Origin of the sequence: Luteimonas galliterrae (assembly GCF_023374055.1) — a bacterium.
GTDB lineage: Bacteria > Pseudomonadota > Gammaproteobacteria > Xanthomonadales > Xanthomonadaceae > Luteimonas_C > Luteimonas_C galliterrae.
Window position 1 is genome coordinate 76,566 of sequence record NZ_JAMBEP010000002.1, and the last position, 26,724, is coordinate 103,289.

Consider the following 26,724-nt stretch of genomic DNA (forward strand, 5'->3'; position numbering starts at 1 on the left):
TACGCGGCCGGCGGTCAGTCCAGCCGCTTGCGGAAACGCGAGATCGCCAGCGTCATCATCACCGCAGTGAACGCCACCAGCGCCAGCACGTCGGGCCACAGCTCCCACAGGTCCGCGCCGCGCAGCATCACACCGCGGATCAGGCGCAGGAAATGGGTCAGCGGCAGCGCTTCGGCCAGCCACTGCACCACTTTCGGCATGCCGGCGAAGGGGAACATGAAGCCGGACAGCAGGATCGACGGCAGGAACACGAAGAACGTCATCTGCATGGCCTGGAACTGCGACTGCGCCTTGGTCGAAATCAGCAAGCCCAGGGTGAGGTTGGCCAGGATCAGCAGGATCGAGGCCAAGTAGACATCGAACACGCCGCCGCGCACCGGCACGTCGAACAACCATACGCCCAACGCCAGCACGACCGTGGTCTGCACCAAACCGATGGCCGCGTACGGCAGCACCTTGCCGATCATCAGCTCGGAACGGGTGACGGGCGTGGCGATCAGCAGTTCCATGTTGCCGCGCTCGCGTTCGCGCACGATCGCGACGCCGGTGAACAGCACCATGGTCATGGTCAGGATCACGCCGATCAGGCCGGGCACGATGTTGATCGCGGACCGTCGTTCCGGGTTGTAGAAGCTGACCACGCTGATCTGGCCGCCGCCGATGCGCGGGGACTTGGCGTTGCTGGTCGGCGTGTTGTCGAGCGGCATCTGCGACAGCTGGATCGCCGCGCTCTGCACGACGGTGTCGCTGCCGTCGACCAGCACTTGCACGGCTTCGCGGCCGTCGTAGCGGCGGCGGTCGAAATCCGCGGGGATCGCGATACCGATGCTGATCTCGCCGCGGCGCAGATATTCCATCAGCTCCTGCGGCGAAGTCGCGCTCCTGATGGGTTTGATCACGCCCGTGGCGACCATGTCCATCACCACCGCGCGCGACGCCGCGGTATTGGCCTGGTCGGCCACGCCGGTGTCCAGGCCGCGCAAGTTGAGGTTGATCGCGTAGCCGAACAGGATCAGCTGCATCACCGGGATGCCGACGATCATCGCCAGCGTGATGCGGTCGCGCCGCATCTGGCGCAGTTCCTTGACCACGATCGCGAACAGGCGCCGCAGGCTCATGCCGCGTCCGCCTTGGTCTGGCGATCGTCGTCGCTGCGTCCGCCGGTGGCCGATACGAACACGTCCTCGAGGTTGGGCTCGGAAGCGCCGACTTCGGCTTGCAATCCCGCCGCGGACAGGGCAGAGCGGATGCGCGAGGCGACATCTCCGTTCTTGTCGGCCAGCACGCGCAGGCTGTTGCCGATCTGCGCCACGCTGAGCACGCCCGGCACCGCCACCAGCGCCTGTTGCGCGCGACGCGGTTGCGCGGCTTCGACCAGCACCGTGCGGCCTTGCAGCGCGGCGGTGAGCTCGAGCGGCGTGCCGTCGGCGACCAACGCGCCGTGGTCGAGGATGGCGATGCGGTGGCAGCGCTCGGCCTCGTCCATGTAGTGCGTGGAGACCAGGATGGTGGTGCCGGCGTCGGCCAGGTCGAATAACTTTTCCCAGAAATCGCGGCGCGACTCGGGATCCACCGCACTGGTCGGTTCGTCGAGGAAGAGCAGCTCGGGTTTCTGGATGACCGCGCCGGCCAAGGCGAGGCGCTGTTTCTGGCCGCCGCTCAGGGTGCCGGCGAGCTGCTTCTGCCGATCCTGGAAATGGTATTGCTCGACCAGCTCGTCGATGCGTTCTGCAGCGCTGGTCTTGGGAATGTCTTGCACCGCGGCCAGGAACTCCAGGTTCTCGCGCACGGTGAGGTCCTCGAACAGCGAGAACTTCTGGGTCATGTAGCCGATCCGCCGGCGCAGTTCTTCCGCTTGTTCCGGGATTTTCAATCCGAGCACTTCGATCTCGCCCGCGGTCGGGGTGAGCAATCCGCACAGCATGCGGATGGTGGTCGACTTGCCCGAGCCGTTCGGGCCGAGGAATCCGTACACGCAGGCGCGCGGCACGCTCAGGTCGACTTCGTTCACCGCGAGCAGGGTGCCGAAGCGTTTGCTCAAGCCGCGGGCGCGGATGGCGAGGTCGTTTGAATTTCGCGGTATCGCGTTCATGTATGCGCTCTTAGCTTTTAGCCGTCATTCCCGCGAAGGCGGGAATCCAGTGCCTTTAAGACCTCTCCAGATCGCGACGAGGCTATCTGCCATGCCGCGCGCCCTCACCCAACCCTCTCCCGCAAGCGGGAGAGGGCTCAAGCAAAGTCACTGGATTCCCGCCTTCGCGGGAATGACGACCTAAAGCAACGGCAAGAGTGAAGGCGCCGGTAGCACTCATTGCGCATCCCTCTCGACAAACTCGACCCGCAACGGCAATCCCGCAGGCAACTCCGCCGCGGATTTGTCCAGCTGGATCTCGGCCAGGTAGCTCAACCGCGCCGCGTCCTTGCCGATCAGCGCGTAGTACGGCGTGAAGCTGGCCTCGCTGCGGATCATCCGCACCCGCCCGTTCAAAGCGCCGTCGCGGCCATCGACGAACACGCGCGCGGCTTGGCCGACCTTGACGTTCGCGCGGATCGGTTCGGGCACGTACACGCGGGCATAGGGCGCGTCGCCGACCAGCATCACCACCAGCGGCGCGCCCACCGGGGCCTGGTCGCCGAGTTTGTACGGCACGCTGTCGACCCGACCCGCGCGCGGCGCGACCAGGTCCAGCTTCTCCAGCGTCACCGCTTGCGTCGCCGCCTGCGCTTCGGCGGCCGCCAGCGCGGATTCGCCTTGCGCGATCTGTTCGGTGCGGGTGCCGCGCTCCAACGCCAGCAAGGCGGCCTGCGCGGCGCGCACCTGCGCCTGCGCATTGCCGGCCGCGGCGCGCGCGCGATCCACGTCGGAGGCGGCCACCAATTTTTGGCGGCCCAGCGGCTGCAAGCGTGCGTAATACGCCTGCGCGTCCGCGGCCTGCGCCTGCGCGGCGGACAAGCTGGCGCGCGCCTGGGCGATGTCCTCGCTGCGCGGTCCGGTTTCCAGTTCGCTCAGCGCTTCGCGGGCCTGCTGCGCCTGCGCCTTGGCGGCATCGAGTTGCGACCGGGTACGCGTGAGTTCCAGTTGCATCAGCGGCGCGCCGGCCGCGACCTGCTGCCCTTCGCGCACGTCGATGCGCACGATCTTCTCGGAAACCGGCGCCGGCAGCGTGATGCGGTCGAACTCCAGCGTGCCGAGCGCCTGCTGCGGCTCCTTGCCGCAGGCGGCGAGCAAAGCGATGGCGAGCAGGGCCAGCGCGCGCAGTTTGGTAGACGGGATGGCGGTCATTTCAGCTCCAATCCACGGTCGAGCAAGGCCAATGCATGCATGCGTATGTCTTCCAGGCCGAGGTCCTCGGCATCGAAAACGCTGCGCCAGATCGGGGTGCCGGCGATCGGGAACAGGGTCAGGCCGACCAGCGACGTCATCAGCAGCCGCGGGTCGAGGTCGGGGTTGAGCTCGCCGCGCGCCTGCGCGGCGGCGAAGCGCGCCGCGATCACGCGGGTCAGTTCGGGCGCGATGCGCTTGACCAGCAGGTCGCGCAGGGCGCCGCCTTCGCAAAGCACCTCGCGCACCCACAGTTGCGGCCACCACGGGAACTGCTTGACCACTTCGGTGACGCCGTTGACGAAGGCCGCGACCGTGGCGGCGACGTCGTCCCCTGCCCGCTGCACGCTGCCGCCGATCAGGGCGAACGCAGGCATCATCCGCTCCTGCAGGAAGGCCTCCTGCAATTGCGCCTTGTCGCCGAAGTAGTAATGCAGCAGCGCGGGGGTGACGCCGGCCTCGCTGGCGATCGCGCGCAGCGACGTCGCCGCCATGCCTTCGCGCACGAAGCAGATCGCGGCCGCATCCAGCAGCTTGGGCCGCAAATCCTGGGCATCGCGCAAGGGCCGGCCGGGCGTGCGCTTCTTGCCGACTGCGCGCTTGGCGGTTGCTTTCTGCCTGCCCTTGGCGGCCGTTTTGGCGGCGATTCGATCGTCCATGGAAATAATATTAATTTATCGATTAATTATTTGCAACCCCTTTGCCGGCGCCCAGCCGCGGCTATTCGCTTAACAAGTCCCGCGCTACCCTTTCCGGCCTATGCCGAACCCCCATCAGCGCGATTTCACCCTCGACCCCGAAAACACCGAACGCCTGGCCAACTTGGCCGGGCCGTTCGATGGCCACCTGCGCCAGATCGAGCTGCGCCTGGGCGTGGAAATCGCCAACCGCGGCAACGTCTTTCGGGTCACCGGCCCCGAAGACGCCGCCGCGCGGGCCGAGAAGCTGCTGCGCGCGCTCTACGCCGAGGCGGCCGAAGAAACCTTCGACGACCACGCCATCAATCTGCGCCTGAGCGCGGCGGTCGACGGCCGCAACGACGACGGCGTGGTGCCGCAGGAAGTCGCGATCCGGGTCAAGCGCGGCACCATCCGCGGGCGCGGCCCCAATCAAGCCAAATACCTGCATGCCATCGCCACCCACGACATCAATTTCGGCGTCGGCCCGGCCGGCACCGGCAAGACCTTCCTGGCCGTGGCGATGGCGGTGGAAGCGCTGAACGAATCGCGCGTGCAGCGGCTGATCCTGGTGCGCCCGGCGGTGGAAGCCGGCGAAAAGCTCGGCTTCCTGCCCGGCGACCTCACCCAGAAAGTGGATCCGTACTTGCGCCCGCTGTACGACGCGCTGTACGAGATGCTCGGCGTGGAAAAAGTCATCAAGCTGTTGGAAAAGAACGTCATCGAGATCGCGCCGCTGGCCTATATGCGCGGACGCACGCTTAACGACGCGTTCGTGATACTCGACGAGGCGCAGAACACCACCATCGAACAGATGAAGATGTTCCTCACCCGTCTCGGCTTCGGCAGCACTGCCGTAGTCACCGGCGATGTGACCCAGATCGACCTGCCCAAACACGTGCGCTCCGGCCTGCGCGACGCGATCGACGTGCTGCACAACGTGGACGGCGTCAGCTTCACCTTTTTCGAATCGCGCGACGTGGTACGGCATCCGCTGGTGTCGCGCATCGTCAACGCCTACGAGGCGCGCGACGCGAAAGACGCCGAGACCGGAGCGGCGTAGACTTGATCGCTGTTGACGCCCGGGACGGTTTTTAGCCCATGACGCGCGGACCCGTTCGCCTCGATGTCTCTGTCGGCTACGCAGTGCCCCGCACCGGCCTGCCCTCTTCGGTGAGCTTCCGGCGCTGGGTGGCCGCGGCGCTGGCCGGGCGCATCCTCGAAGCGGATCTGGCGATCCGTATCGTCGACAACAAAGAAGGTCGCGCGCTCAACCGCCACTATCGCGGCAAGGATTACGCGACCAACGTGCTGAGCTTCCCGGCCGAGATGGCCGAAGGCGTCAAAATGCCGAAAGGCGTGAAGATGCCGCTGCTGGGCGACTTGGTGCTATGCGCACCGGTGGTGGCCCGCGAAGCGCGCGAGCAGAAGAAGCCGCTTGCCGAGCATTACGCGCACTTGACCGTGCACGGCACGCTGCACCTGCTGGGTTGGAACCACGAGGACGACCGCGAAGCCGTGGCCATGGAGCAGCTGGAGCGCGAGATCCTGGCCGCACTCGGCATCTCCGACCCCTATCTCGAACCGTAGGGTGGGTCTTGGCCCACCATCGCGAAACCCAGTCGCCGCCGCGAACGTGTGAGGTCTCAATGGTGGGCCTAGGCCCACCCTACGCATTAGATAAGGCCCCGCAGCCCGTTTCACCGGCCCGCAACCGACTCGCGCTAAACTTCCCCCATCGCCCAGCCGGGCGTATTTACGATAGCGATGCCCGAGGACGACAGTAGCAGCTTCCCCGCGCCGGACCTTCCGGAAAAACGCCGCGGCTGGCTGGAACGCATAGGCTCCGCGCTTTCCGGCGAGCCGACTTCCCGCGAAGACCTGGTCGAACTGCTCCGCGACGCGCAGGGCGACGGCCTGATCGCGGCCGATACCCTGCGCATGATGGAAGGCGCCATCGCGGTGTCCGACATGAGCGTGGGCGACGTGATGATCCCGCGCTCGCAGATGGTGGCGCTGTCCGCCGACGCCCGCTTCCTGGACCTGATGAAGCAGGTGGTGGAATCGGGCCATTCGCGTTTCCCGGTGCATGGCGAGGACAAGGACGAAATCCTCGGCATCCTGCTGGCCAAGGACCTGCTGCGCGGCGTGGTCGCGGACAACGGCCCGGGCAGCGTGCGCGAACTGCTGCGGCCGGCGGTGCTGATCCCCGAATCCAAGCGCCTGAACGTGCTGCTGCGCGAGTTCCGCCTGTCGCGCAACCACATGGCGATCGTGGTCGACGAATACGGCGGCGTCGCCGGCTTGGTGACGATCGAGGACGTGCTGGAGCAGATCGTCGGCGAGATCGACGACGAGCACGACGACGCCGAAGACCCGCAGGCGCTGATCGCCGCGCAGGCCGACGGCCAGTACGTGGTCGATGCGCTGACGCCGATCGAGGATTTCAACGAACGCTTCGGCGCCGATTTCGACGACGACGAATACGACACCATCGGCGGCCTGGTCACCGCGGCGATCGGCCACCTGCCCGAAGCCGGCGAGGAGCTGACCTTGGGCCGCTTCGCGTTCCGCGTCGCCCGCGCCGATGCGCGCCGTGTGCATGCCTTCCATGTGGGCGTGCATGGCGAGGCCTGAGTTCGACGCCCCGAAGCCGCGGCGCGCGGGATCGCCGTCGATTTGGTTGTTGCTGGCGCTCTGGCTATGCGCCCTGCCCGCCTTCGCGACGCCCCGCATCGGCGTGATGACGATGGCGCCGGGCGAACTGTTCTGGGAACGCTTCGGCCATAACGCGATCGTGGTCGACGACCCGGCCGCACCCTCGCCCATCTCCTACAACTTCGGTTCCTTCGATCCCGGCGAACCGGGCTTCGTCGGCCGCTTCGTGCGCGGCGAGATGCAATATTCGCTGGCCGCGCTGCCGGCGGAACAGGATCTGGAAACCTATCGCCTGGAAGGCCGCGGCGTGCGCGTGCAGTGGCTCGACCTGACGCCGTCTCAAGCGCAGGCCTTGTCCGCCGCGCTGGCCGAGAACGCCAGGCCCGAAAACGCGCGCTATCGCTACGACTATTTCCTGGACAACTGCTCCACCCGCGTGCGCGATGCCGTCGACAAGGCGCTCGGCGGCCGCCTGCGCAGCCAGTTGTCGGCCAGTTCGCACGGCAACAGCTATCGCAGCGAAGCGACCCGCCTCACCAAACCGGCGCTGTGGATGTGGTTGGGTTTCGATATCGGTTTCGGCCCGCTGGCCGATCGCGCGATGTCGTTGTGGGAAGAGGCTTACGTGCCGCGCAGGCTCGCCGACAGCCTCCGCGAGATCAGACTGGCCGATGGCCGGCCGCTGGTGTCTTCGGAGCAGGAAATCCTGCCGCACCGCATCGCCGCCGAGCCCGACGAAGCGCCGCGCGCATGGTGGCCGTATGCCCTCGCCGGTCTGGCGATCGCGGCCGCGATCCTGTGGGCCGGCCGCCGCCGTCCGCGCGCCGTCGCGGCGTTCGCATTCCCTTTCTGGCTGCTGTGCGCCCTGCTCGGCGGCCTGCTGCTGTTCCTGTGGGGCTTCACCGACCACTGGGCCGGCTGGCGCAATGCCAATCTTCTGCTGCTGAGCCCCTTGTGCCTGCTGCTGTTGCCCGGCGCATGGCGCCTGGCGCGTGGCCGCGACGGCGGCAAAGTGTTCCGCAGCGCACTGACCTTGGTCGCGATCGGCGCGGTGCTTGCCTTGTTCTGGTACTGGCTGCCGGTGGCGCCGCAGCAGAACCTGCGCTGGATCGCCCTGCTGCTGCCGTTGCACCTGGCCCTGTGGTCCGCCTTCGGAACGCAACGTTCGCTTGCCGCTGCCGGCCGATAGCGTCACGATGCGCGCCATGAGCGCGAACGATGCCAAGCCGGACCTGCCCGCCTGCGTGGTCAACTGCGCGGTCTACGACACCGAAGGCCAGCGCCGCGACATCGGTCTGGACCATATCAGCGACGTGCTCGCGCACGACGACGGCAGTTTCGTCTGGGTCGGCCTGTACGAACCCGAGGAAGCGCTGCTGGACAAGCTGCAGGAGGAATTCGGCCTGCACGACCTGGCCGTGGAAGACGCGCATCACGCCCACCAGCGCCCCAAGATCGAGGCCTACGGCAATTCGCTGTTCCTGGCCGTGCACACGGCGCAGATGATCGAAGGCCACGTGCGCTTCGGCGAGACCCAGATGTTCGTCGGCCCGCGTTTCCTGGTCACCGTGCGCCACGGCGCTTCGCTGTCGTACACCAAGGTGCGCGAGCGCTTCGAGCGCGAACCGGAATTGCTGAAAGGGCCGGCCTTCGCCCTGTACGGCGTGCTCGACCATATCGTCGACAACTACCAGCCGATCGTCGACGAGTTCCGCGAGGAGCTGAACGAGCTCGAGCAGGACGTGTTCGCCGAAACCTACCGGCGCGACACCATCGTCAAGCTCTACGAATTGAAGAAAGAGTTGACCCAGATGCGGATCGCGGTGGCGCCGCTGCAGGATATCCTCTCGCAACTGATGCGCGTGCAGACCGGCCAGGTGGCCGAAGAAGCCAAGCTCTATTTCCGCGACGTGCTCGACCACGTGGTGCGGCTCAACGAATCGATCGACACGCTGCGCGAGATGCTGACCGCGGCGATGAGCGTGAACCTGTCGCTGGTCACCATCGCCCAGGGCGAGGTGGTCAAGAAGCTCGCCGGCTGGGCCGCGCTGCTGGCCGCGCCGACGCTGGTCGCCAGCTGGTACGGCATGAACTTCACCCACATGCCCGAGCTGCACGGGCCGCACAGCTATTTCGTGCTGATCGGGATCGTGGTGGTGGTGGTGGCCGGTTTGTACTTCTACCTCAAGAAGGTGCGCTGGTTGTAGCTTTTCGTAGGTGCGAATTCATTCGCACCTACAAAAAAGCCGACCTACGACCAAAGTCTTAGGCCTTGGCCGACCCGATTGCCGCGGCGCGCATTGACCCGCACCGCGCCAGGCGCGACCCTGCCTTATCCGATCGGAGGGGCTGCAAATGAAAGGTGGATTCGGGAAAGTGGCATGGGCGGCGCTGGCGCTGCTGGGCGCGTTCTGCCTGGGCACGGTCGCGTTGCGGCGCGGCGAGCCGATCAACGCCTTGTGGATCGTCGCAGCCGCGGTGTCGATCTACCTGGTCGCCTATCGCTACTACGCGCTGTTCATCGCCGACAAGGTGGTGCAGTTGGATCCCCTGCGCGCCACGCCGGCCGTCATCAACAACGACGGCCTGGATTACGTACCCACCAACAAGCATGTGCTGTTCGGCCACCATTTCGCCGCCATCGCCGGCGCCGGACCGCTGGTCGGCCCGGTGCTGGCCGCGCAGATGGGGTACCTGCCCGGCGTGCTATGGCTGATCGCCGGCGTCGTGCTCGCCGGCGCGGTGCAGGATTTCATGGTGCTGGTGATTTCCAGCCGGCGCAACGGCCGCTCCCTGGGCGATCTGGTGCGCGAGGAGATGGGCCGTGTCCCCGGCACCATCGCCTTATTCGGCGCATTCCTGATCATGATCATCATCCTCGCGGTGTTGGCGATGATCGTGGTCAAAGCCCTCGCGGACAGCCCATGGGGCATGTTCACCGTGATCGCGACGATCCCGATCGCGATCCTGATGGGCGTGTACATGCGCTACATCCGCCCGGGACGGATCGGCGAGATTTCTGTGGTCGGCCTGGCGCTGCTGCTGCTCGCGATCTGGTTCGGCGGCCAGGTGGCCGCGCACCCGACCTGGGGCCCGGCGTTCACCTTCACCGGCACGCAGATCACGTGGATGCTGATCGGCTACGGCTTCGTCGCCGCCGTGCTGCCGGTATGGCTGCTGCTGGCGCCGCGCGATTACCTGTCCACCTTCCTCAAGATCGGCACCATCATCGCGCTGGCGATCGGCATCGTCATCGTGATGCCCGAGTTGCGCATGCCGGCGTTGACGCAGTTCACCGACGGCACCGGCCCGGTGTGGAAGGGCAGCATGTTCCCGTTCCTGTTCATCACCATCGCCTGCGGCGCCGTTTCCGGCTTCCACGCCCTGATCTCCTCGGGCACCACGCCGAAACTGCTGGCGAACGAAAGCCAGGCGCGGTACATCGGTTATGGCGGGATGCTGATGGAGTCTTTCGTGGCGATCATGGCGATGGTCGCCGCGTCGATCATCGACCCGGGCGTGTACTTCGCGATGAACAGCCCCGCGGCGATCATCGGCACCGACGTCAACACGGTCGCGCAGACCGTGTCGAGCTGGGGTTTCGTGGTGACGCCCGAAGTGCTGACCGCGACCGCCAAGGAGATCGGCGAGAACAGCATCCTCTCGCGCGCGGGCGGCGCGCCGACCCTGGCGGTAGGCATCGCGCAGATCCTCCATTCGGTGCTGCCGGGCGAAGGCATGATGGCGTTCTGGTACCACTTCGCGATCCTGTTCGAGGCGCTGTTCATCCTGACCGCGGTCGACGCCGGCACACGCGCCGGCCGCTTCATGCTGCAGGACCTGCTGGGCAACTTCGTGCCGGCGCTGCGCCGCACCGAAGCGTGGGGACCCAACCTGCTCGCGACCGGCGGCTGCGTGGCGCTATGGGGCTACTTCCTGTACCAGGGCGTCACCGATCCGCTCGGCGGCATCAACATGCTGTGGCCGCTGTTCGGCATCGCCAACCAGATGCTGGCGGGCATCGCGCTGATGCTCTGCACCGTGGTGTTGTTCAAGATGAAGCGCGACCGCTACGCCTGGGTCTCGATCGTGCCGACGGCATGGCTGCTGATCTGCACCACCGCGGCCGGCTGGATCAAGATCTTCGACGCCACGCCTGCGGTCGGCTTCCTTGCCCAGGCCAACAAGTACCGCGATGCGATCGCGGCGGGCGAACTGATCGCGCCGTCGAAGGATTTCGGCCAGATGCAGCAGGTGATGGTCAACAACTACATCAACGCCGGGCTGACCGCGCTGTTCCTGTTCGTGGTCCTGAGCGTGCTGGTCTATTCGATCGGCGCGATCGTCAAGGCGCGGCGCAATCCGCAGCGCAGCGATCGGGAAACCCCGTATGTGGCGTTGACCCCGGAGCAGCAAGCCGCGCAGGCGCGGCTATGACCGGCGGCCATGGCGAGGATGCAGCGATGAGGATGCAATGATGGGTACCGCGCTCGTCCCGCTCGACCACTACGCCGTCCATCGCAGGGTGTGGCGGCGCGTGGTGCAGACCGCGCGGCTTTGCTGCGGGATGCCGGACTACGACAACTACGTCCGGCACATGCTGGAGAAGCATCCCGACCGGGACATCATGGATTACCCGACCTTCTTCCGCGAGCGCCAGGAAGCGCGCTACGGCGGCCGCGGCGGCTTCCGCTGCTGCTGAGCCGCTTTTCGTAGGAGCGGCTTTAGCCGCGAGCTCTTGATGTTGCTTGAGATGCGGGAAAAGCTCGCGGCTAAAGCCGCTCCTACGAAAAGCTAAGCTGCGCCGGCCATCGCGCGCAATACGATGCCGACGACGTAGGCCAGCACCGTGCCGGTCGCATAACCAAGCGCGCCGAGCAGCGCGCCCACTGGCGCCAGCGACGGATGGAACACCGACGCCACCACCGGCGCCGAAGCCGGTCCGCCGATATTGCTCTGCGAACCGAGCGCGAAATAGAAGAACGGCACGCGCAACAGCCGGCCCACCAGCCACAGCAGCAGGATGTGCACCGAAATCCAGATCACCCCCAGCGCGAACAGCCAGGGCTTGTCGGCCAATGCCATGATGTCCATCTGCATGCCGATGCAGGCGATCAGGAAATACAGGAACAAAGTGCCGATCTTGGACGCGCCGGCGCCGTCGTACTCGCGCAGGCGGGTGAAACTCAAGCCCAATCCGATGAAGGTCGACAGCACCACCACCCAGACGAACGGCTCGTGCAGGCTGACCGTTTTCGCCCAGGATACGTTCGTGCCGAACCACGCCGCGATCGGGCCGGCCACCGCGTGCGACAAGCCCACCGCGCCGAGCGCAATGCCGACGATGATCATCAGGTCGGACAGGCTGGCGACACGCTGGTGCTGCTTCTGGTAGCTGACCAGGCGTTCCTTGAGTTCTTCGATCGCCCGCGTATCCGCGCCGCTGCGTGCGTCGATCGCCTCCGCGCGGTTGGCCAGGAAGATCAGCACGGCCATCCACACGTAGCCGACGCCGACATCGACCACCACGAACTGGCCGAAAGTGGTTTCGTCGACGGCGAAGACTTCCTTCATCGCGACCATGTTGGCGCCGCCGCCGATCCAACTGCCCGCCAGCGCCGCCATGCCGCCCCAGGTGTCGCCGGCCACGGTTTCCGGATGAACCAACCCCATCAGCCAGAACGCGGCGAAAGCGCCGAGCATCACGCTGACCGACGCGGCCGCGTACATCGCCAGGAGTTTGGGGCCTAGGCGCAGGACGCCCTTCAGGTCGATCGTCAGCGTCAACAGCACCAGCGCAGCGGGCAACAGCACCCGGCTAGCGACCGGGTTGTAGAGCTTGCTGGCGTTGCCGTCGATCAGGCCGATGCTGTTGTAGATGCCTGGAATGAAATAGCACAGCAGCAACGCCGGCACATAGGTGTAGAACTTTTTCCAGAGGCCGGTCTTGCGCGACTCGGTAAAGAACACCAGTCCCAGCGTCGCGGCGATCAGGCCGAGCACGACGATATCGTTGGTGATCAGGGCGGTGCTGGCGGGTTCGGTCATCTTTGTTCCAAACGTTCGCGGACGCGGCGCGGCATCCGTAGCCCGGGCAAGGCCGAAGGCCGCACCCGGGATCGTGTCGCGATACACCCGGGTGCGGCCTTCGGCCTTGCCCGGGCTACGTTTACTGGCCGATGTGCTGCTTCAGCCAGCCGTTGACCGTGTCGTGCCATTGCACGCTGTTCTGCGGCTTCAGCACCCAGTGGTTCTCGTCCGGGAAGTACAGGAACTTGGATTCCACGCCCTTGCGCTGCAGCGCTTGGAACAACGCGATGCCCTGCTCAGCCGGAATGCGGAAATCCTGCTGGCCGTGGATCACCAGCATCGGCACGCGGAACTTGGCGACGTGGTTGACCGGGTTGAACTTCTCGTACCCCTTCGGATTGTCGTAGGGCGTGCCGCCGTTCTCCCACTCGGTGAACCACATTTCCTCGGTCGCATAACCCATCATGCGCTGATCGAATACGCCGTCGTGGCTGACCAGGCACTTCCACGGCTGGTTCCAGTTGCCGGCGATCCAATTCACCATGAAGCCGCCGTAGCTGGCGCCGAGCGCGCAGGCCTTGTTGCCGTCGAGGAAATCGTATTTCTTCTGCGCCGCCGCCCAGCCTTTCTGCAGGTCTTCGAGCGGGCGATCGCCCCAATGCTGGCTGATCGCATCGGTGAAGGCCTGGCCGTAGCCGGTGGAGCCGTGGAAATCGATCATCACGACCGCATAGCCCTGCCCCGCGTACGTCTGCGGATTCCAGCGATAGCTCCAGCCGTTGCCGAAGCTGCCCTGCGGGCCGCCGTGGATCAGGAACGCGACCGGATACTTCTTGCCGGGCTGGTAATTCCAGGGCTTGACCACGTAACCGTAGACCGTGTCGCCGTTCCAGCCCTTGAAGTTGAACTGTTCGAAATCGCCGAAGCTCGCGTCCTTCGCCATCTCGCCCGCGCTGGGCGTGATCGCGCGCTGCGCGCTGCCGTCCGGCGCCGCTGCGAACAGCTGGTCGCCGCTCTTCATCGTATTGCGCGCGAAGGCGAGCGTCGGGCCGGCGATCTCGAACGCCGACACCGAACCGTCACCGACCAGCTTGCTCGGCTGGCCGCTGGCGATGTCGACCGCGAACAGCGGGTGCTCGCCCAGGTCCTGCGCGGTGGTGTAGATCGTCTTGCCGTCTTTCGACAGCATGATGCCGTCGGCGGAGCGATCCCACTTGGGCGCGATCTCGCGGCTTGCGCCGGTCGACAAGTCCATCGCCATCAATGCGAAGCGATCGGCTTCGAAGCCGGGCCGCTTCATCGCGCGGTAGTACAGCGTGTTGCCGTCGTCGCTGAACACCGGGCCGGTATCCCAGGCCGGATTCGAAGCGGTAAGGTTCTTCGCCGTGCCGCTGCCGTCGGCGGAAACGAGGTAAAGATCGAAGTTCGTCGACCAAGGCTCCGTGCGGTCGGCCTTGCGCGCGCTCAGCACCAGCGACTTGCCGTCGGGCGACCAGGCGAACTCGCTGGTGTCGCCGAACGGCTTCGAGGGCACGTCGCCGTGCACGTCCGCGCCGACCAAACCTGCGCTCACTGCGGCCTTGGCCTTGCCGGCCGGCAGATCGGCGATGAAAACGCGGTTCAGGCGGCCGTCGTTCCATGCATCCCAGTGGCGGATGAACATGCGGTCGAACACCTTGCCGGTGCTCTTCTTGGCGCCCTCGTCGTCGAGCTTCTTCTTGGTGCAGGCGAAGTCGGCCTTGCAATCGGCGAACGTGCCGACAGCGATGGCGATTCTCTTGCCATCGGGCGACAGCTTATAGCCATCGACATCCAGTGCGAATGCGGTGACCTGCTTCGGTGCGCCGCCGGCCGCAGGCATCGCGTACAGCTGCGAACTGCCGGATTTCGCGCTGAGGAAATACACCGTTTTCCCGTCCGGCGAGAACGACGGCGAATTGACGTTCCAGCCTTCCGGCGTGAAGCGCACCGGCGGCGCGGCATCGCGCGCGAACAGGTCTTCTATCCACAACGACGTGCTCGCCTTGCCGGATTTATCGTCCAGAACGCGCTTGGCGAACACCAGCTTGCGGCCGTCCGGCGACAGCGTCGGCGACGAATAACGGTCGAGCTTGACCATGTCGCGCACTTCGAAGCCGCGCGCGGCGACGGCGAGCGCCGGCACGGCGAGCATGAGAGCGAACGGAAGGATGGCGTGGCGTAGCTTCATGGCGACTCCGGACGGCTTGAGCGAGGAAGTTCTGACGCAAGTGATGCGCGGGAGCGGCTTCGGCCCGACAGCTCGCAACGAAGCTTGTCGGGACCGATGCCCCTCCCACAGTGCCAAAAGTTATTTCGGGCCCGATTCGATCGGTGCTGCGGTCGTATCGATCTTGGTCGCGCTGCGATACAGCAGCCAGCCGACGAACGCGAGCACGACCAGCCCGACGATCTGGCCGAAATGCCAGGCTTCCGGCAGCGCCAGCACGTCGCCGCGTCCGGACAGCACGATCGGCACCGCGATGCCGATGCCCATCAGCGCCTCGCCGGTGATCAGGCCCGCAGAGAACAGCATGCCGGGACGGTGGATGCGGTCGCGCTCGGCTTCGTCGTGCGGGTGCACCTTGTGCTTGCGTTCGACGAAATGAGCCAGCAGTCCGCCCAGGAAGATCGGCACCATCAGCTCCAGCGGCAGGTATACGCCGATCGCCGCAGCCAGCACCGGCACGCGGAAATTGGAATTGCGCGACTTCAGCCATCCGTCGAGCGCGATCACCGCAACGCCGATCAGGCCGCCGATGGCGATCATGTCCCACGGCAGATGGCCGCCGAACATGCCTTTGGCGACCGATGCCATCAGCGTGGCCTGCGGCGCGTTCAACGATTGCGGATGCTCCGGCGTGGACGGACCGATGCCGTACGCGGTCGCCAGCAGGTTCAGCACCGGCGCCATGATCAGCGCGCACGAGAAGGCGCCGATGCCGAGCATCAGCTGCTGTTTCCACGGCGTCGCGCCGACCAGGTAGCCGGCCTTCAGATCCTGCAGATTGTCGCCGCCGACCGCCGCCGCGCAGCAGACCACGGCGCCGATCATGATCGCGGCCACCGCGCCGATCGGCGAATCGCTGCCGAGCAGCAGCATGAGCACGACAGAAGCGAACAGGATCGTCGCGATGGTGATGCCGGACACCGGGTTGTTCGAGGATCCGACGAGGCCGGCCAGGTAAGCCGACACCGACACGAACAGGAATCCGGCGACGATCATGATGATCGTCATCGGTATGCTCACGCCCCAATTGTTCACGATGGCCTGGTACAGCCCCAGCAGCGGCAGCACGAACAGCACCAGCGCCACCAGCATCCACTTCATCGGCAGATCGCGTTCGGTCTCGGCCACCTTTTCGCCGCCGCCTTTGCGCGCGGCGGCGAAGCCGCTCTTGACGCCGGACAGCAGCGACTTGCGCAGCGAGAACAGCGTCCACAAGCCGCCGACCAGCATCATGCCGACACCCAGGTAGCGCACCTTTTCGGCACGGATGATCTGCGCGGCGTCGGCGGCGCCCTGGCCGACGAGTTGGGCCGCCAGCGCCGGGTCGGTGTGCTGGAAAAACGCGTAGTAAATCGGAATGGCGATGTTGTAGGAGAGGATCGAACCGGATACGACGACGATGCCCACGTTCAGGCCGACGATATAGCCCACGCCGAGCAGCGCAGGCGACAGGCCGGTGCCCATGTAGCCCAGGAACTTGCCGAAGAAGCCCGCACCCGTAGCGTTGTCCGGGATCATGCGCAGGCCGCTTTCGGCGGCAAGCTTGACGATGGCGCCGACCGCGCTTGCCAGGCCGAGAATCTTCAGGCCAGGGCCGGGGTTCTCGCCGGCCTTGAGCACTTCGGCGGCCGCCTTGCCTTCCGGGAAGGCCAGCGGTTCCTCGACGATCATGCTGCGCCGCAACGGCACCGAGAACAGCACGCCGAGCAGACCACCGAGGCCGGCGATCGCCAGCACCCAGGAATAGCGGAAGTCCTGCCAGTAACCCAGGATCACCAGCGCCGGAATGGTGAAGATCACGCCGGCGGCGATCGAAGAGCCCGCCGAGGCGCCGGTCTGGACGATGTTGTTTTCCAGGATAGTGCCGCCGCCCAGCAGGCGCAGCACGCCCATCGACACCACTGCGGCCGGGATGGCCGTTGCGATGGTCAGGCCGGCGAACAGGCCCAGGTAGGCATTGGCCGCGGACAGGACCACCGCCAGGATGATCGCCAGTATCACGGCGCGGAAAGTGAGCTGCGGAGTGCCAGGCGCAGGCGTATTCATCGGGGTTCCCTGTTCCACGGAAGCCCGACACGCTAAAGCCAAGGTGCCGGCAAGTCCAGCGCCCCCCAGCTTTTTCCCCCTTTGAAAAAGGGGGCGCAGGGGGATTTGCGCTTGATCTTGCTGCGCTGTCCATTGTGTAAGTCAAAAGCAAATGCCCCTCAATCCCCCTTTTTCAAAGGGGGAGGCAGTCGCGCCACCTTCGAACGGGCCGGCGCGGCCATGCGTCGCACCGATATACTCGCGCCGATCCCGACCCGGCCCCGCCATGTCCGCCACGACCTATAGCGACATCCCTGCGCGCGAGGATTTCCTGGGCCACCCGAAAGGCGTCTATGTTTGCTTCTTCACCGAAATGTGGGAGCGCTTCTCCTTCTACGGGATGAAGGCGCTGCTGTTGCTGTATCTGCTCAAGCATCACCGTTTCGGCGATGCGGCCGGCTACGACCTGATCGGCGCCTACGGCGGCCTGGTCTATGCGGTGCCGGTGATCGGCGGCCTGGTCGCCGACCGTTGGCTGGGCATGCGCAAATCGGTGGTTCTCGGCGGCGTGCTGCTGTGCCTGGGGCATCTGGGCATGGCGGTGGAAGGCGAGCAGGCGCGGCTGGTGAACGGTGCGATCGTGCGCGACGAAGGCGCGTTGCAGGCGTTCTATTTGTCGCTGGCGCTGATCATCATGGGCGTCGGTTTCCTGAAGCCCAATATCTCCACCATCGTCGGCAAGCTTTACGCGCAGGACGATCCGCGCCGCGATTCGGGCTTCACGTTGTTCTATGCCGGCATCAACGTCGGCGGATTGTTCGCCGGGCTGGTGTGCGCGTTTCTCGGCGAAACCTACGGCTGGAAATACGGCTTCGGCGCTGCCGGCCTGGGCATGCTGGCCGGCCTGGCCATGTTCTTGTGGGGCCAGAAATACCTGCACGGCCATGCCGAGCCGCCCGACGCGCCGAAACTGCGCGAACGGGTCGGTCCGCTGTCGCGCGAGTGGTGGATCTACCTGGCCGCCTTCGCAGGCGTCGCGGTGGTCTGGCAACTGATCCAGCGCACGTGGACGGTGCAAGGGGCGATGCACCTGGTAGCCGCCGCTTTCGGCGCGTGGTTCGTCTGGTTCTTGATCCGCCATTGCAGCAAGGTCGAGCGCCAGCAGATGATCGCGCTGCTGGCGATGATCGTCGGCGTGCTGGTGTTCTTCACCTTGTACGAACAGAGTTTCGGTTCGTGGGTGACGTTCACCGATCGGTTGCTGACCAAGGACCTGTTCCCGTCGCTGGTCAGCGACGCCAGCGGCACCCTGCCCTGGTCGTTGTTCATGATGGCCGCCAGCCCGGTGCTGATGGTGATCGCGCTGCGCGCGAGCGATCGCGGCAATGCGGGCCTGGCGCGGGCGATGGTGTGGCTGTTCGTGCTGGCGATGGTGGTGGCCTGCTTCCGCGACGTGGTGCTGGTGCCGCAGACCGCCGGCTCGCTGACTTTCCTCGGCTCGTTCTTCGTCGTGCTGCTGTCGCCGCTGTTCGCCTGGCTGTGGCCGTGGCTGGAGAAGCGCGGGCGCAATCCCGGCAAACCGTTCAAGAGCGCGATCGGCTTGCTGTTCGCCGGACTCGCCTTCCTGCCGTTGCTCGCGGCCGCGCAGACGGCGGGCGGCGGCGCGATGGCGAGCGTGTGGTGGCTGGTGCTGGCCTATTTCCTGCTGGAAGTCGGCGAGATGTGCCTGTCGCCGATCGGCCTGTCCGCGGTGACGCAGCTGTCGGTGGCGCGCGTGGTGGGATTGATGATGGGCGGCTTCTGGCTGGCTACGGCGTATTCGGAAACGCTTGCCGCGCAGTTCGGCAAACTGGCTTCGATCGAAGTGCCCGAAGGCGGCGCGATGGATTTCGCCGGCGCGGCGGCGAAATACGCCGACTTGTTCCAGTTGTTGATGTGGATCGGTCTGGGTTGCGCGGTGGTGGCGTTCGCGCTGGCGCCGTTGTTGCGGCGGATGATGCATGGCGTGAAGTGACGGGTGTCGTTGCTCTTAGCCGTCATTCCCGCGAAGGCGGAAATCCAGTGACTTTGCTTTAGCCCTCTCCCGCTTGCGGGAGAGGGTTGGGTGAGGGCGCGCGGAATTGCCGATAGCGCCGTCACGATCTGGTGCGGCGCTTAAAGTCACTGGATGACCAGCCATTCGGCTGTTAAAAACCCCGCCTTCGCGGGAATGACGGCTAAAAGCCGGCTATCTCGTCCAGCACCTGCACCATGCCCTCATGCCAATTCGGAAGTTCGATGCCGAAATCGCGCTGGAAGGCCGCGTTATCGAGCACCGAATACGCCGGACGCGCGGCACGCGTCGGATAATCGGCCGTGGCGATCGGAATCACTTTCGGCGCGCGTGCGATCAGGCCGGACTCTTGCGCCTGCAGCACGATCGATTCGGCGAAACCATGCCAGCTGGTCTGCCCGGACGCGGTGAGGTGCCATAAGCCGGAATCGCGCCGCGAACGCAGGGCCGTCTCCGTAGCGTAGGCGATCAATCGCGCCGAGGTCGGCGTTCCGATCTGGTCGGCCACCACGCGCAGCTCATCGCGTTCCTTGGCCAGCCGCAGCATGGTCAGCAGGAAATTCTTGCCGTGGGCGGCGTAGACCCACGCGGTACGGAAAATCAAATGACGTGCGCCGCTCTCGCGCACTGCGGCTTCGCCGGCGAGCTTGCTGACGCCATAAGCCCCGAGCGGCGCGGTCGGATCGTTCTCGCGGTACGGACGCTTGCCGCCGCCGTCGAAAACATAATCGGTCGAGTAATGGACCATCAACGCGCCGCGCGACGCGCAAGCCGATGCGATGGCGCGCGGGGCTTCGGCATTGGCGCGGAACGCGGCTTCTGCGTCGTCTTCGGCGCGGTCGACGGCGGTGTAAGCGGCGGCATTGACCACCGCGTCCGGCGCGATGCGTTCGATCAGGCCGGGTAGGCTGTCCGGTGCATCGAAATCGGCGGTTTCGCAGGCGGCGCCGTCTTCGAGCATTCCCGAACGCGTGGCGGCCACGACCTCGCCCAAGGGCGCCAGGCTGCGGCGCAGTTCGCTGCCGACCTGTCCGTTGCCGCCGAACAGCAGGATCTTCAAGGCCGGTAGACCGGCAAGCGCTCCTCGGGGACATCGTCGAGGAACGGGGCGCGGGCGTCCTTGTCCGACAGCAGCGGATCGCTGAGCGGCCAGTCGATCGCGAAGCGCGCATCGTTCCAGCGGATGCTTGCGTCGGCTTCGCGATCGTAGGTTTCGGTGCACAGATAGGTGAACGTGGCGCGCTCGCTGAGCACGGCGAAGCCGTGCGCGAAACCTTCCGGTATCCAGAAATGGCGCTTGTTCTCCGCGGTCAGGACCACGGCCGTCCAGCGACCGAACGTGGGCGAACCGCGCCGGATGTCCACCGCCACGTCCCACACCTCGCCTTCGAGAACCGACACGTATTTGCCTTGCGGCTTGGGCCACTGGTAATGCAACCCGCGCAGCACGCCGCGCACCGAGCTCGACACGTTGCCCTGCGCGAAGGTCGGAGCGAGCCCTTGCGCCGCCATCTTGTCGCGGTTGAACGATTCGAAGAAATACCCGCGGTCGTCGCCGAACACCTGCGGCTCGATCAGCAGGCACCCTGGCAGATCGGTCTCTATGATTTTCACCTGCCCGCCCTCACGGCACGAATCCGCGTTCGGCCAACGACAACAAATACTGGCCGTAGCCGTTCTTCGCCAGCGGTCGCGCCAGCGTCTCCAGCTGCGCCGCATCGATCCAGCCGTTGTTCCAGGCGATCTCTTCGGGGCAGCACACGCGCAGGCCCTGCCGCGCCTCGATGGTCTCGATGTAGTTCGAAGCCTCCAGCAGCGACTGGTGCGTGCCGGTGTCGAGCCACGCATAGCCGCGGCCGAGTTGCTCCAGGTGGAGCGAGCCTTCGTCCAGGTAACGCCGGTTCAAATCGGTGATCTCGAGCTCGCCGCGCGCCGAAGGCTTCAACGTGGATGCGAAATCGCTGGCGCGGCCGTCGTAGAAATACAGGCCCGTAACCGCATAGTTCGATCGCGGCTGCGCAGGCTTCTCTTCCAAGCCTACGACTTTGCCTTCCGCATCGAAGTCGGCGACGCCGTAGCGCTCCGGATCGCGCACCCAATAGCCGAACACGGTGGCGCCGCTGTCGCGCTGGTCCGCGCGCTTGAGCAGCGCGGTCAGGCCGGGACCGTGGAAGATGTTGTCGCCCAGCACCAGGCAGCTCGACTGCCCTGCCACGAAATCGCGGCCGATCAAATAGGCCTGCGCCAGTCCGTCCGGGCTCGGCTGCACCGCGTATTCGATGCGCATGCCCCATTGCGAACCGTCGCCGAGCAGCGCCGTGAACAGCGGTTGCTCATGCGGCGTGTTGATGATCAGCACTTCCCGGATGCCCGCCAGCATCAACACGCTCAGCGGGTAATAGATCATGGGCTTGTCGTAGACCGGCAGCAATTGCTTGCTGATCGACTGCGTCAGCGGATACAGGCGCGTGCCCGAACCGCCCGCCAATATGATGCCGCGGCGCATTTATGCCTCCTGGCCGATGCGTTCGAGACGATAGCTGCCGTCCAGGACGCGCCGCACCCAGTCCTGATGGGCGAGATACCAATCCACGGTGCCGGCGATGCCTTGTTCGAAGGTATGCGACGGTTTCCAGCCCAGTTCGTCCTGGATCTTGGAGGCGTCGATCGCATAACGCCGGTCGTGGCCGGGGCGATCCTTGACGTAGGCGATCTGCGAGTTGCGCGGCTTGCCGTCTTCGCGCGGCCGGCGTTCGTCCAGCAATGCGCAGATCGCATTCACCACTTCGATGTTCTGCCGCTCGGCGTCGCCGCCGACGTTGTAGGTTTCGCCGACGCGCCCGCGCTCGAGCACGGCGCGGATCGCCGAGCAATGGTCGCCCACGTAAAGCCAGTCGCGCACGTTCTTGCCGTCGCCGTACACCGGCAGCGGCTCGCCCGCGATCGCCTTGGCGATCACCAGCGGAATGAGTTTTTCCGGGAACTGGTAGGGGCCGTAGTTGTTGGAGCAGTTGGTGGTCAGCACCGGCAGGCCGTAGGTGTGGTGGAAGGCGCGGACCAGGTGATCGGATGCCGCCTTGGATGCGGAATAGGGCGAGTTGGGCGCGTACGCCGTCGACTCGGTGAACTTGCCGCTATCGCCGAGCGAACCATAGACCTCGTCGGTCGACACGTGCAGGAAGCGGAACGCATCCTTCGCCGGCCCTTCCAGGCCCTTCCAGTAATCGCGTGCGGCTTCGAGCAGGGACAACGTGCCGACCACATTGGTCTGCACGAAGGCCGCCGGGCCGTCGATAGAGCGGTCGACATGGCTTTCGGCAGCGAAATTGACGACGGCGTCGGGGCGATGTTCGGCCAGCAACCTAGCCACCAGCACACGGTCGCCGATGTCGCCCTGCACGAAGGCATGGCGAGGGTCGCCCTCGAGCGTGGACAAGGTATCGAGATTGCCGGCGTAGGTCAGCGCATCGAGATTGACGATCTTGATCCCGTCTGCGACAGCGCCGAGTACGAAGTTGCCGCCGATAAATCCGGCGCCGCCGGTCACCAACCAAGTTTGCACACAAGGCTCCTTAATATATATCGGGTGCGCCGGCCATGAGGCGATCGACAATCCGTAACCTCATAAAAATCAGCAACTTATGATCGAAAAGCTTGGCTTTTCGGCCAGTCGGCAATTGTAACCGAAGGCTGCCGCCGCATCGGCGGCCCCAGGCTCGAACGGTCAGCTCCGCGCCATATATCCCGATGCCGGCGCACCGACGATGGTTAGCCGCCGCCTCCTACCTATCGCGGTGCCGCCGCGAACATGCACCGCCGAAAATCGCTCTCCCCCACTACGCGTATTTTCGAATGAAGTTGATGACCTACCCCGGCGCGTGCTCCACCGCCGATCACATCGCCCTGCAATGGACCGGCCGGCCTTTCGAGGTCGAAATCATGAATCGCGACACGCTCGCATCCGCGCGATTCCGGGCATTGAATCCCGCCGGCACGGTGCCGGCGATCGTGGACGGCGATTACGTGTTGACTCAGAACATCGCCATCCTGACCTATATCGCCGAAACCTATCCGCATGCGGGCCTGTTCGGCGACGGCAGCGCCATGCAACGCGCCGAAACCATGCGCTGGCTCGCGCTGGGCTGTACCGACATACATCCGGTTTTCGGAGTGTTCTTCGCCCCGGCGATCGTCCTGCCCGATGCGGACCGGCACGATGCGCTCAAGGCCGCCGCCGCGATACGTTTGCGGAAGATGTTCGAACGCGCGGACGCGCAGTTGGACGGACGCGAATGGTTCACCGGCTTCCGCAGCGCCGCCGACGCATATCTGTACGTCATGCTGCGCTGGGCGGAGATGCACCGCCTGGACATGTCCGGCCTCGATCGCCTGCAGGCGTTCAAGCAGCGCATGGAAGCCGATCCGGGCGTGCGCGCCGCGCTGCAGGCCGAAGGGTTGGAACCGATCGCCGAAGCAGCCTGAGCCGCAACCGCGCACCCGGCTAAAGGCAGGCCGCATACCTGCCGCAAGTGGCTACCGTGCATCGATCGGCCGGCGCAAGCTGATCCCAGGGTGGGCGATGCCCTCGGTACGACCCGCCCACCATGACGAGCGTTTTCTTCCGGCGAACCGCGCTGCATGCCATCCGCCCCTTTATGCGAGCGGTTCGTCGGAAGTCTTTTGACGGCGCAGCAGCCGCCTGCACGCGCCACGGCATGGTCCGATGTCTTACCGCTCCGGCGGCTCGCTTGTTTCCCCCCGGAACAAGGGAGTCGTCGGAGCGCTTCCATGCCTTCGCGAAATACGGATGTCCGCAAGGGCTTCTAAAATGAAGGTGGCTTTTTTCCGGCGGCCGCTTCGCGCAGGATTTTCAATCCAACCGCCGGCCGACGGATCGGAGATCAGCGCGATGGAGCACCTCAGCATCGAACAAGCCCGCAACTTCGCGGAACGGCGGCTGCCCGCCTGGACCGGCAACGAGCCCGAGCGCCTGGCGGACTTCTACGCCGACGACGTGTTCTATCTCGACCCGGCCATACCCGCCGGCGTGAAAGGCAAGCCGGCGCTGCTGGCTCACTTCCGCAAGCTGCTCGCCTACAACCCCGAGTGGGTATGGACATTGGTGGAGCCGATCCCGCTGCAGGACGGGTTCTTGAACAAATGGCGGGCCACGATCCCGGTCGGCACGACGGTGCTGGAGATCTACGGCGTCTGCAACGTGCAACTGGATAGCGCCGGCAAGATCTATCGCAACGAGGTGTACTTCGACCGGTCGCGCCTGCTTCCAGAAATCGCCAGGCTCAAGCATCAGCCGCCCGCCGGCGGCTGACGCGAACGGATTCAGCTCCGGCCCAACGCTTCCAGGCCTTCCTTGTGCGCGAGCAATGCGGCCTGCGTGCGGTCCGCGACGCCGAGCTTGTCCAGCACCTGGCTGACGTAACCCTTCACGGTGCCCTCGGTGAGGTCCAGCTGGCGCGCGATCTGCTTGTTGCTGAGGCCTTCGGCCAACAGGCCGAGCACGGAACGCTCGCGCGCGGTCAGCGAATCGATCGGCGAAGGCGGTCGCCGCATCCAATCCAGCATCTGCCGCTGCGCCTGCGGATGCAGCCAGGCGCGGCCGGCCGCGACTTCGTGCACCGCGCGGATCAGGTCGTCGCGCAGCGCGTCCTTCAGCAGGTAACCGGTTGCGCCGGCGGTGAGCGCGTCGCGTACCTGCGAATCCTCGGCGTAGCTGGTGAACACCAGGATCTTCACGTTGGGCGAGCGCCGCTTGATGGCGCCGATGGTTTCCACCGCGCTGGGACCGGGCATTTTCATGTCCAGCACCACCACGTCGGGCGCGTCGGACGCGAGATGGTCCAGCGCAGCCAGCCCGTCGCCCGCCTCGCCCACCACTTGCATGCTCTCCTGTTGTTCGAGCAGGCCGCGCAGGCCTTCCCTGACGACGGCATGGTCGTCCACCAGCAGGATCCGGATCGGTTGTTCGTTCATTTTTGCCTCTTGCCAGTTTCGATATCGGCACGCGGAAGGAAAGCGTCGATACGGGTGCCGTGCGGTTTGCTTGGTCCGATCACCAGCTCGCCGCCGTGCTCGGCGAGCCGTTCGCGCATATTGCCCAGGCCCATGCCGGGCGTGGCCGCAGCGGGCATGCCGCGGCCGTTGTCGCACACGCGCAGGCGCATCGCCTTGGCGTCGACCGAAAGCACGATGCCGATGCGGCTGGGTTCGGCATGGCGCACGGCGTTGGAAACGGCTTCCTGGCAGACGCGCAGGATCGCTTCTTCGTGCGCCTTGTGTTGCGGTCGATAATGCGAGGTATCCAGACTGAGACGGATATGCGCCGGCACCATCGCCGCGAGCAGGCGCTGCATCGTCGCCGGCAGCTGCTGCTTGATCGCGGGGAATACGCCCTTGCGCGGCGCATCGCTGGGCGACAGTTCGCGCAGCAGCCCGCGCAGCTCGGCGAACGCCAGTTGCGCCAGTTCGCTCAGGCGCGCGGCGCGGCGTTCGCCTTCGGCCGGGTTGTAGTACCAGGCTTCGCTCAGCGACTGCGCGATCAGGCTCATCGACGCCAGGATCTGGGTGACGCTGTCGTGCAGGTCCCGCGCCAGGCGCTGCCGCTCCTCCAGCAAGGCGACCCGGGTCGAGCGTTCGTACAGGCGCGCGTTGACGATCGCCACGCCCAGGTGTTCGGCCACGATCTCCAGGCTGGCGCGATCGAGTTCGTCGAAGGCGCGGTCGCCTTCGACGTTGAGCACGCCCAGCACTTCGTCGCCATGCACGATCGGGATCGCAAGTTCGGCGAGCGGCTTGCGCACGCCGGGCGGCGTGACGTAGCGCGGATCGCCGGCGACGTCGTTCACCAGTTGCACGCGCCGCTCGCGCGCGGCGGCGCCCATGATGCCCTGGCCCACCGGCAGGCGATCGGTGTGCCGGATCAGGCGCTTGTAGTCGCCGCCGCGCACGCTGATCACCAAGGTCTCCGGATCGTCCGGATCGACCAGCGGTATGTCGACGTTGGGATATTCGAGCGTTTCGTGGATGGCGTCGGCGGCCTGCTGCAGCAGGTTCTCCAGGTCCGGGCCGGTGGCGCCGATCGCGGCCACGCGCGCGATCAAAGCGAAGCGCGATGCGCGGCGATGTTCTTCGGCGTAGCGCTGGGCGTTCTGGATGGCGATCGCGGCGTGCCGCGCGAACAGGTCCAGCAGGTCCTGCGCCTGCTCGTCCAGCACGCGCGGCGGCCAGGTGCCGATGCCGAACACGCCGATCAGTTTGCCGCGCGCGCGGATCGGCATGCCGAGCATGTTCATGTCGCGGGCCGCCGTCCTGCTGGGGTACGGCAGGTCGCCGTAGCGGCAGCGTAGCGGCGCATCCAGTTCCAGCACGCGGCCGGTGAGCCCATGGCCGCGCGCCAGCACGGCGCGCAGTTCGTCGTGGGGGATGTTGTAGCTGGCGGCGGTGCGGATGGCGTCGAGCTCGGGCACGTACAGGCCGATGACGCCGTCGTCGGCGCCGATCAGCTTGCAGGCGCGCTCGACGATGCGGCGCAGCAGCGGCTCCAGCGCCAGTTCGCCGGAAATTTCCTCGATCATCTGCGACAGCAGTTCGAGCTGCGTGCCTATGTCGTTAGCGGGTGCGGCAGCGGAAGCCAACATTTGCGATTCACGACGCTCATTCGCGGGCGGGCCGTAGGCATGGTACGCAGCAGTCA

At 65.9% G+C, this 26,724-nt stretch carries 23 protein-coding genes; 10 read left to right on the top strand and 13 right to left on the bottom strand.

Translation table 11 applies throughout. From position 1 onward, the window contains the following. Positions 1–14: 14 nt before the first annotated feature. The 4 genes from M2650_RS11000 to M2650_RS11015 all read right to left on the bottom strand — a co-directional run bounded on the left by M2650_RS11000 (position 15) and on the right by M2650_RS11015 (position 3,981). Positions 15–1,118, bottom strand: coding sequence for an ABC transporter permease (locus M2650_RS11000; RefSeq protein ID WP_249474503.1), 1,104 nt, complete (start codon positions 1,116–1,118; stop codon positions 15–17). Further along, positions 1,115–2,056, bottom strand: a complete 942-nt coding sequence (locus M2650_RS11005; RefSeq protein ID WP_249475036.1) for an ABC transporter ATP-binding protein — start codon at positions 2,054–2,056, stop codon at positions 1,115–1,117. The genes M2650_RS11000 and M2650_RS11005 overlap by 4 nt, the downstream gene beginning before the upstream one ends. Before the next feature lie 252 nt (positions 2,057–2,308). Next, positions 2,309–3,283, bottom strand: a complete 975-nt coding sequence (locus M2650_RS11010) for an HlyD family secretion protein (protein ID WP_249474505.1) — start codon at positions 3,281–3,283, stop codon at positions 2,309–2,311. Beyond that, entirely contained in the window at positions 3,280–3,981 is a 702-nt protein-coding gene (locus M2650_RS11015) for a TetR/AcrR family transcriptional regulator (protein ID WP_249474507.1), read from the bottom strand. The genes M2650_RS11010 and M2650_RS11015 overlap by 4 nt, the downstream gene beginning before the upstream one ends. 100 nt (positions 3,982–4,081) lie before the next feature. On the opposite strand from M2650_RS11015, the gene M2650_RS11020 reads away from it, so the two are divergent. The 7 genes from M2650_RS11020 (at position 4,082) to M2650_RS11050 (ending at position 11,359) form a co-directional block, all read left to right on the top strand. Continuing rightward, positions 4,082–5,062 carry a PhoH family protein gene (locus M2650_RS11020; RefSeq protein WP_249474509.1) on the top strand — a complete coding sequence of 327 codons (981 nt, stop codon included), beginning with the start codon at positions 4,082–4,084 and terminating at the stop codon, positions 5,060–5,062. Positions 5,063–5,100: 38 nt separating this feature from the next. Further along, the gene (gene ybeY / locus M2650_RS11025) at positions 5,101–5,589 is read left to right on the top strand and encodes an rRNA maturation RNase YbeY (protein WP_249474511.1); all 489 of its coding nucleotides are present in this window, start codon (positions 5,101–5,103) and stop codon (positions 5,587–5,589) included. Between the two features lie 177 nt (positions 5,590–5,766). Further along, entirely contained in the window at positions 5,767–6,636 is an 870-nt protein-coding gene (locus M2650_RS11030) for a CorC family transporter (protein ID WP_249474514.1), read from the top strand. Then, on the top strand, positions 6,623–7,846 hold the full coding sequence (locus M2650_RS11035) for a lipoprotein N-acyltransferase Lnb domain-containing protein (protein WP_249474516.1): 1,224 nt from the start codon (positions 6,623–6,625) through the stop codon (positions 7,844–7,846). The genes M2650_RS11030 and M2650_RS11035 overlap by 14 nt, the downstream gene beginning before the upstream one ends. A 16-nt stretch (positions 7,847–7,862) precedes the next feature. Next, entirely contained in the window at positions 7,863–8,864 is a 1,002-nt protein-coding gene (gene corA, locus M2650_RS11040; protein ID WP_249474518.1) for a magnesium/cobalt transporter CorA, read from the top strand. Between the two features lie 148 nt (positions 8,865–9,012). Next, positions 9,013–11,094 carry a carbon starvation CstA family protein gene (locus M2650_RS11045; RefSeq protein WP_249474520.1) on the top strand — a complete coding sequence of 694 codons (2,082 nt, stop codon included), beginning with the start codon at positions 9,013–9,015 and terminating at the stop codon, positions 11,092–11,094. A gap of 40 nt (positions 11,095–11,134) precedes the next feature. Beyond that, positions 11,135–11,359: a YbdD/YjiX family protein gene (locus tag M2650_RS11050; RefSeq protein WP_249474522.1), complete on the top strand. Its 225-nt coding sequence runs from the start codon at positions 11,135–11,137 to the stop codon at positions 11,357–11,359. A gap of 92 nt (positions 11,360–11,451) precedes the next feature. Here the strand turns inward: M2650_RS11050 and M2650_RS11055 are convergent, their stop codons facing one another. The 3 genes from M2650_RS11055 to M2650_RS11065 form a co-directional block, all read right to left on the bottom strand. Beyond that, positions 11,452–12,705: a DUF819 family protein gene (locus M2650_RS11055; protein ID WP_249474524.1), complete on the bottom strand. Its 1,254-nt coding sequence runs from the start codon at positions 12,703–12,705 to the stop codon at positions 11,452–11,454. A 121-nt stretch (positions 12,706–12,826) separates the two neighbouring features. Continuing rightward, on the bottom strand, positions 12,827–14,896 hold the full coding sequence (locus tag M2650_RS11060; RefSeq protein ID WP_249474526.1) for a S9 family peptidase: 2,070 nt from the start codon (positions 14,894–14,896) through the stop codon (positions 12,827–12,829). Between the two features lie 120 nt (positions 14,897–15,016). Then, positions 15,017–16,981: an OPT family oligopeptide transporter gene (locus tag M2650_RS11065; protein ID WP_249474528.1), complete on the bottom strand. Its 1,965-nt coding sequence runs from the start codon at positions 16,979–16,981 to the stop codon at positions 15,017–15,019. A gap of 265 nt (positions 16,982–17,246) precedes the next feature. On the opposite strand from M2650_RS11065, the gene M2650_RS11070 reads away from it, so the two are divergent. After that, the gene (locus M2650_RS11070) at positions 17,247–18,974 is read left to right on the top strand and encodes a peptide MFS transporter (RefSeq protein ID WP_249474530.1); all 1,728 of its coding nucleotides are present in this window, start codon (positions 17,247–17,249) and stop codon (positions 18,972–18,974) included. Between the two features lie 202 nt (positions 18,975–19,176). Here M2650_RS11070 and rfbD read toward each other — a convergent pair whose 3' ends face one another. The 4 genes from rfbD to rfbB are packed head-to-tail and all read right to left on the bottom strand — an operon-like array spanning position 19,177 to position 22,575. Then, positions 19,177–20,073: a dTDP-4-dehydrorhamnose reductase gene (gene rfbD, locus M2650_RS11075; protein WP_249474532.1), complete on the bottom strand. Its 897-nt coding sequence runs from the start codon at positions 20,071–20,073 to the stop codon at positions 19,177–19,179. Beyond that, positions 20,070–20,627, bottom strand: a complete 558-nt coding sequence (gene rfbC, locus M2650_RS11080; RefSeq protein WP_249474534.1) for a dTDP-4-dehydrorhamnose 3,5-epimerase — start codon at positions 20,625–20,627, stop codon at positions 20,070–20,072. Before rfbC ends, rfbD begins: the two co-directional genes overlap by 4 nt. 10 nt (positions 20,628–20,637) lie before the next feature. After that, complete coding sequence (rfbA, locus tag M2650_RS11085; protein ID WP_249474535.1) at positions 20,638–21,519, bottom strand: glucose-1-phosphate thymidylyltransferase RfbA; 882 nt, start codon at positions 21,517–21,519, stop codon at positions 20,638–20,640. Then, on the bottom strand, positions 21,520–22,575 hold the full coding sequence (rfbB, locus tag M2650_RS11090; protein ID WP_249474536.1) for a dTDP-glucose 4,6-dehydratase: 1,056 nt from the start codon (positions 22,573–22,575) through the stop codon (positions 21,520–21,522). 290 nt (positions 22,576–22,865) lie between these two features. On the opposite strand from rfbB, the gene M2650_RS11095 reads away from it, so the two are divergent. Continuing rightward, the gene (locus tag M2650_RS11095) at positions 22,866–23,495 is read left to right on the top strand and encodes a glutathione S-transferase family protein (RefSeq protein ID WP_249474537.1); all 630 of its coding nucleotides are present in this window, start codon (positions 22,866–22,868) and stop codon (positions 23,493–23,495) included. A 427-nt stretch (positions 23,496–23,922) separates the two neighbouring features. Continuing rightward, positions 23,923–24,342 (top strand): nuclear transport factor 2 family protein, encoded by a 420-nt coding sequence (locus M2650_RS11100; RefSeq protein WP_249474539.1) that lies wholly within the window; start codon positions 23,923–23,925, stop codon positions 24,340–24,342. Between the two features lie 11 nt (positions 24,343–24,353). Here M2650_RS11100 and M2650_RS11105 read toward each other — a convergent pair whose 3' ends face one another. Both M2650_RS11105 and M2650_RS11110 read right to left on the bottom strand, forming a co-directional pair. After that, complete coding sequence (locus tag M2650_RS11105) at positions 24,354–25,004, bottom strand: response regulator (protein WP_249474540.1); 651 nt, start codon at positions 25,002–25,004, stop codon at positions 24,354–24,356. Beyond that, positions 25,001–26,668: a GAF domain-containing protein gene (locus M2650_RS11110; RefSeq protein WP_249474543.1), complete on the bottom strand. Its 1,668-nt coding sequence runs from the start codon at positions 26,666–26,668 to the stop codon at positions 25,001–25,003. Before M2650_RS11110 ends, M2650_RS11105 begins: the two co-directional genes overlap by 4 nt. Positions 26,669–26,724: the final 56 nt, after the last annotated feature.

Coding starts and splice junctions, on each gene's coding strand:
- corA (WP_249474518.1), top strand. CDS start 7,863: ATGAGCGCGAACGATGCCAAGCCGGACCTGCCCGCCTGCGTGGTCAAC.
- ybeY (WP_249474511.1), top strand. CDS start 5,101: ATGACGCGCGGACCCGTTCGCCTCGATGTCTCTGTCGGCTACGCAGTG.
- M2650_RS11100 (WP_249474539.1), top strand. CDS start 23,923: ATGGAGCACCTCAGCATCGAACAAGCCCGCAACTTCGCGGAACGGCGG.
- M2650_RS11035 (WP_249474516.1), top strand. CDS start 6,623: ATGGCGAGGCCTGAGTTCGACGCCCCGAAGCCGCGGCGCGCGGGATCG.
- M2650_RS11105 (WP_249474540.1), bottom strand. CDS start 25,004: ATGAACGAACAACCGATCCGGATCCTGCTGGTGGACGACCATGCCGTC.
- M2650_RS11065 (WP_249474528.1), bottom strand. CDS start 16,981: ATGAATACGCCTGCGCCTGGCACTCCGCAGCTCACTTTCCGCGCCGTG.
- M2650_RS11110 (WP_249474543.1), bottom strand. CDS start 26,668: ATGTTGGCTTCCGCTGCCGCACCCGCTAACGACATAGGCACGCAGCTC.
- M2650_RS11030 (WP_249474514.1), top strand. CDS start 5,767: ATGCCCGAGGACGACAGTAGCAGCTTCCCCGCGCCGGACCTTCCGGAA.
- M2650_RS11055 (WP_249474524.1), bottom strand. CDS start 12,705: ATGACCGAACCCGCCAGCACCGCCCTGATCACCAACGATATCGTCGTG.
- M2650_RS11020 (WP_249474509.1), top strand. CDS start 4,082: ATGCCGAACCCCCATCAGCGCGATTTCACCCTCGACCCCGAAAACACC.
- M2650_RS11015 (WP_249474507.1), bottom strand. CDS start 3,981: ATGGACGATCGAATCGCCGCCAAAACGGCCGCCAAGGGCAGGCAGAAA.
- M2650_RS11070 (WP_249474530.1), top strand. CDS start 17,247: ATGTCCGCCACGACCTATAGCGACATCCCTGCGCGCGAGGATTTCCTG.
- M2650_RS11050 (WP_249474522.1), top strand. CDS start 11,135: ATGGGTACCGCGCTCGTCCCGCTCGACCACTACGCCGTCCATCGCAGG.
- M2650_RS11060 (WP_249474526.1), bottom strand. CDS start 14,896: ATGAAGCTACGCCACGCCATCCTTCCGTTCGCTCTCATGCTCGCCGTG.
- rfbA (WP_249474535.1), bottom strand. CDS start 21,519: ATGCGCCGCGGCATCATATTGGCGGGCGGTTCGGGCACGCGCCTGTAT.
- M2650_RS11010 (WP_249474505.1), bottom strand. CDS start 3,283: ATGACCGCCATCCCGTCTACCAAACTGCGCGCGCTGGCCCTGCTCGCC.
- M2650_RS11095 (WP_249474537.1), top strand. CDS start 22,866: ATGAAGTTGATGACCTACCCCGGCGCGTGCTCCACCGCCGATCACATC.
- M2650_RS11045 (WP_249474520.1), top strand. CDS start 9,013: ATGAAAGGTGGATTCGGGAAAGTGGCATGGGCGGCGCTGGCGCTGCTG.
- M2650_RS11000 (WP_249474503.1), bottom strand. CDS start 1,118: ATGAGCCTGCGGCGCCTGTTCGCGATCGTGGTCAAGGAACTGCGCCAG.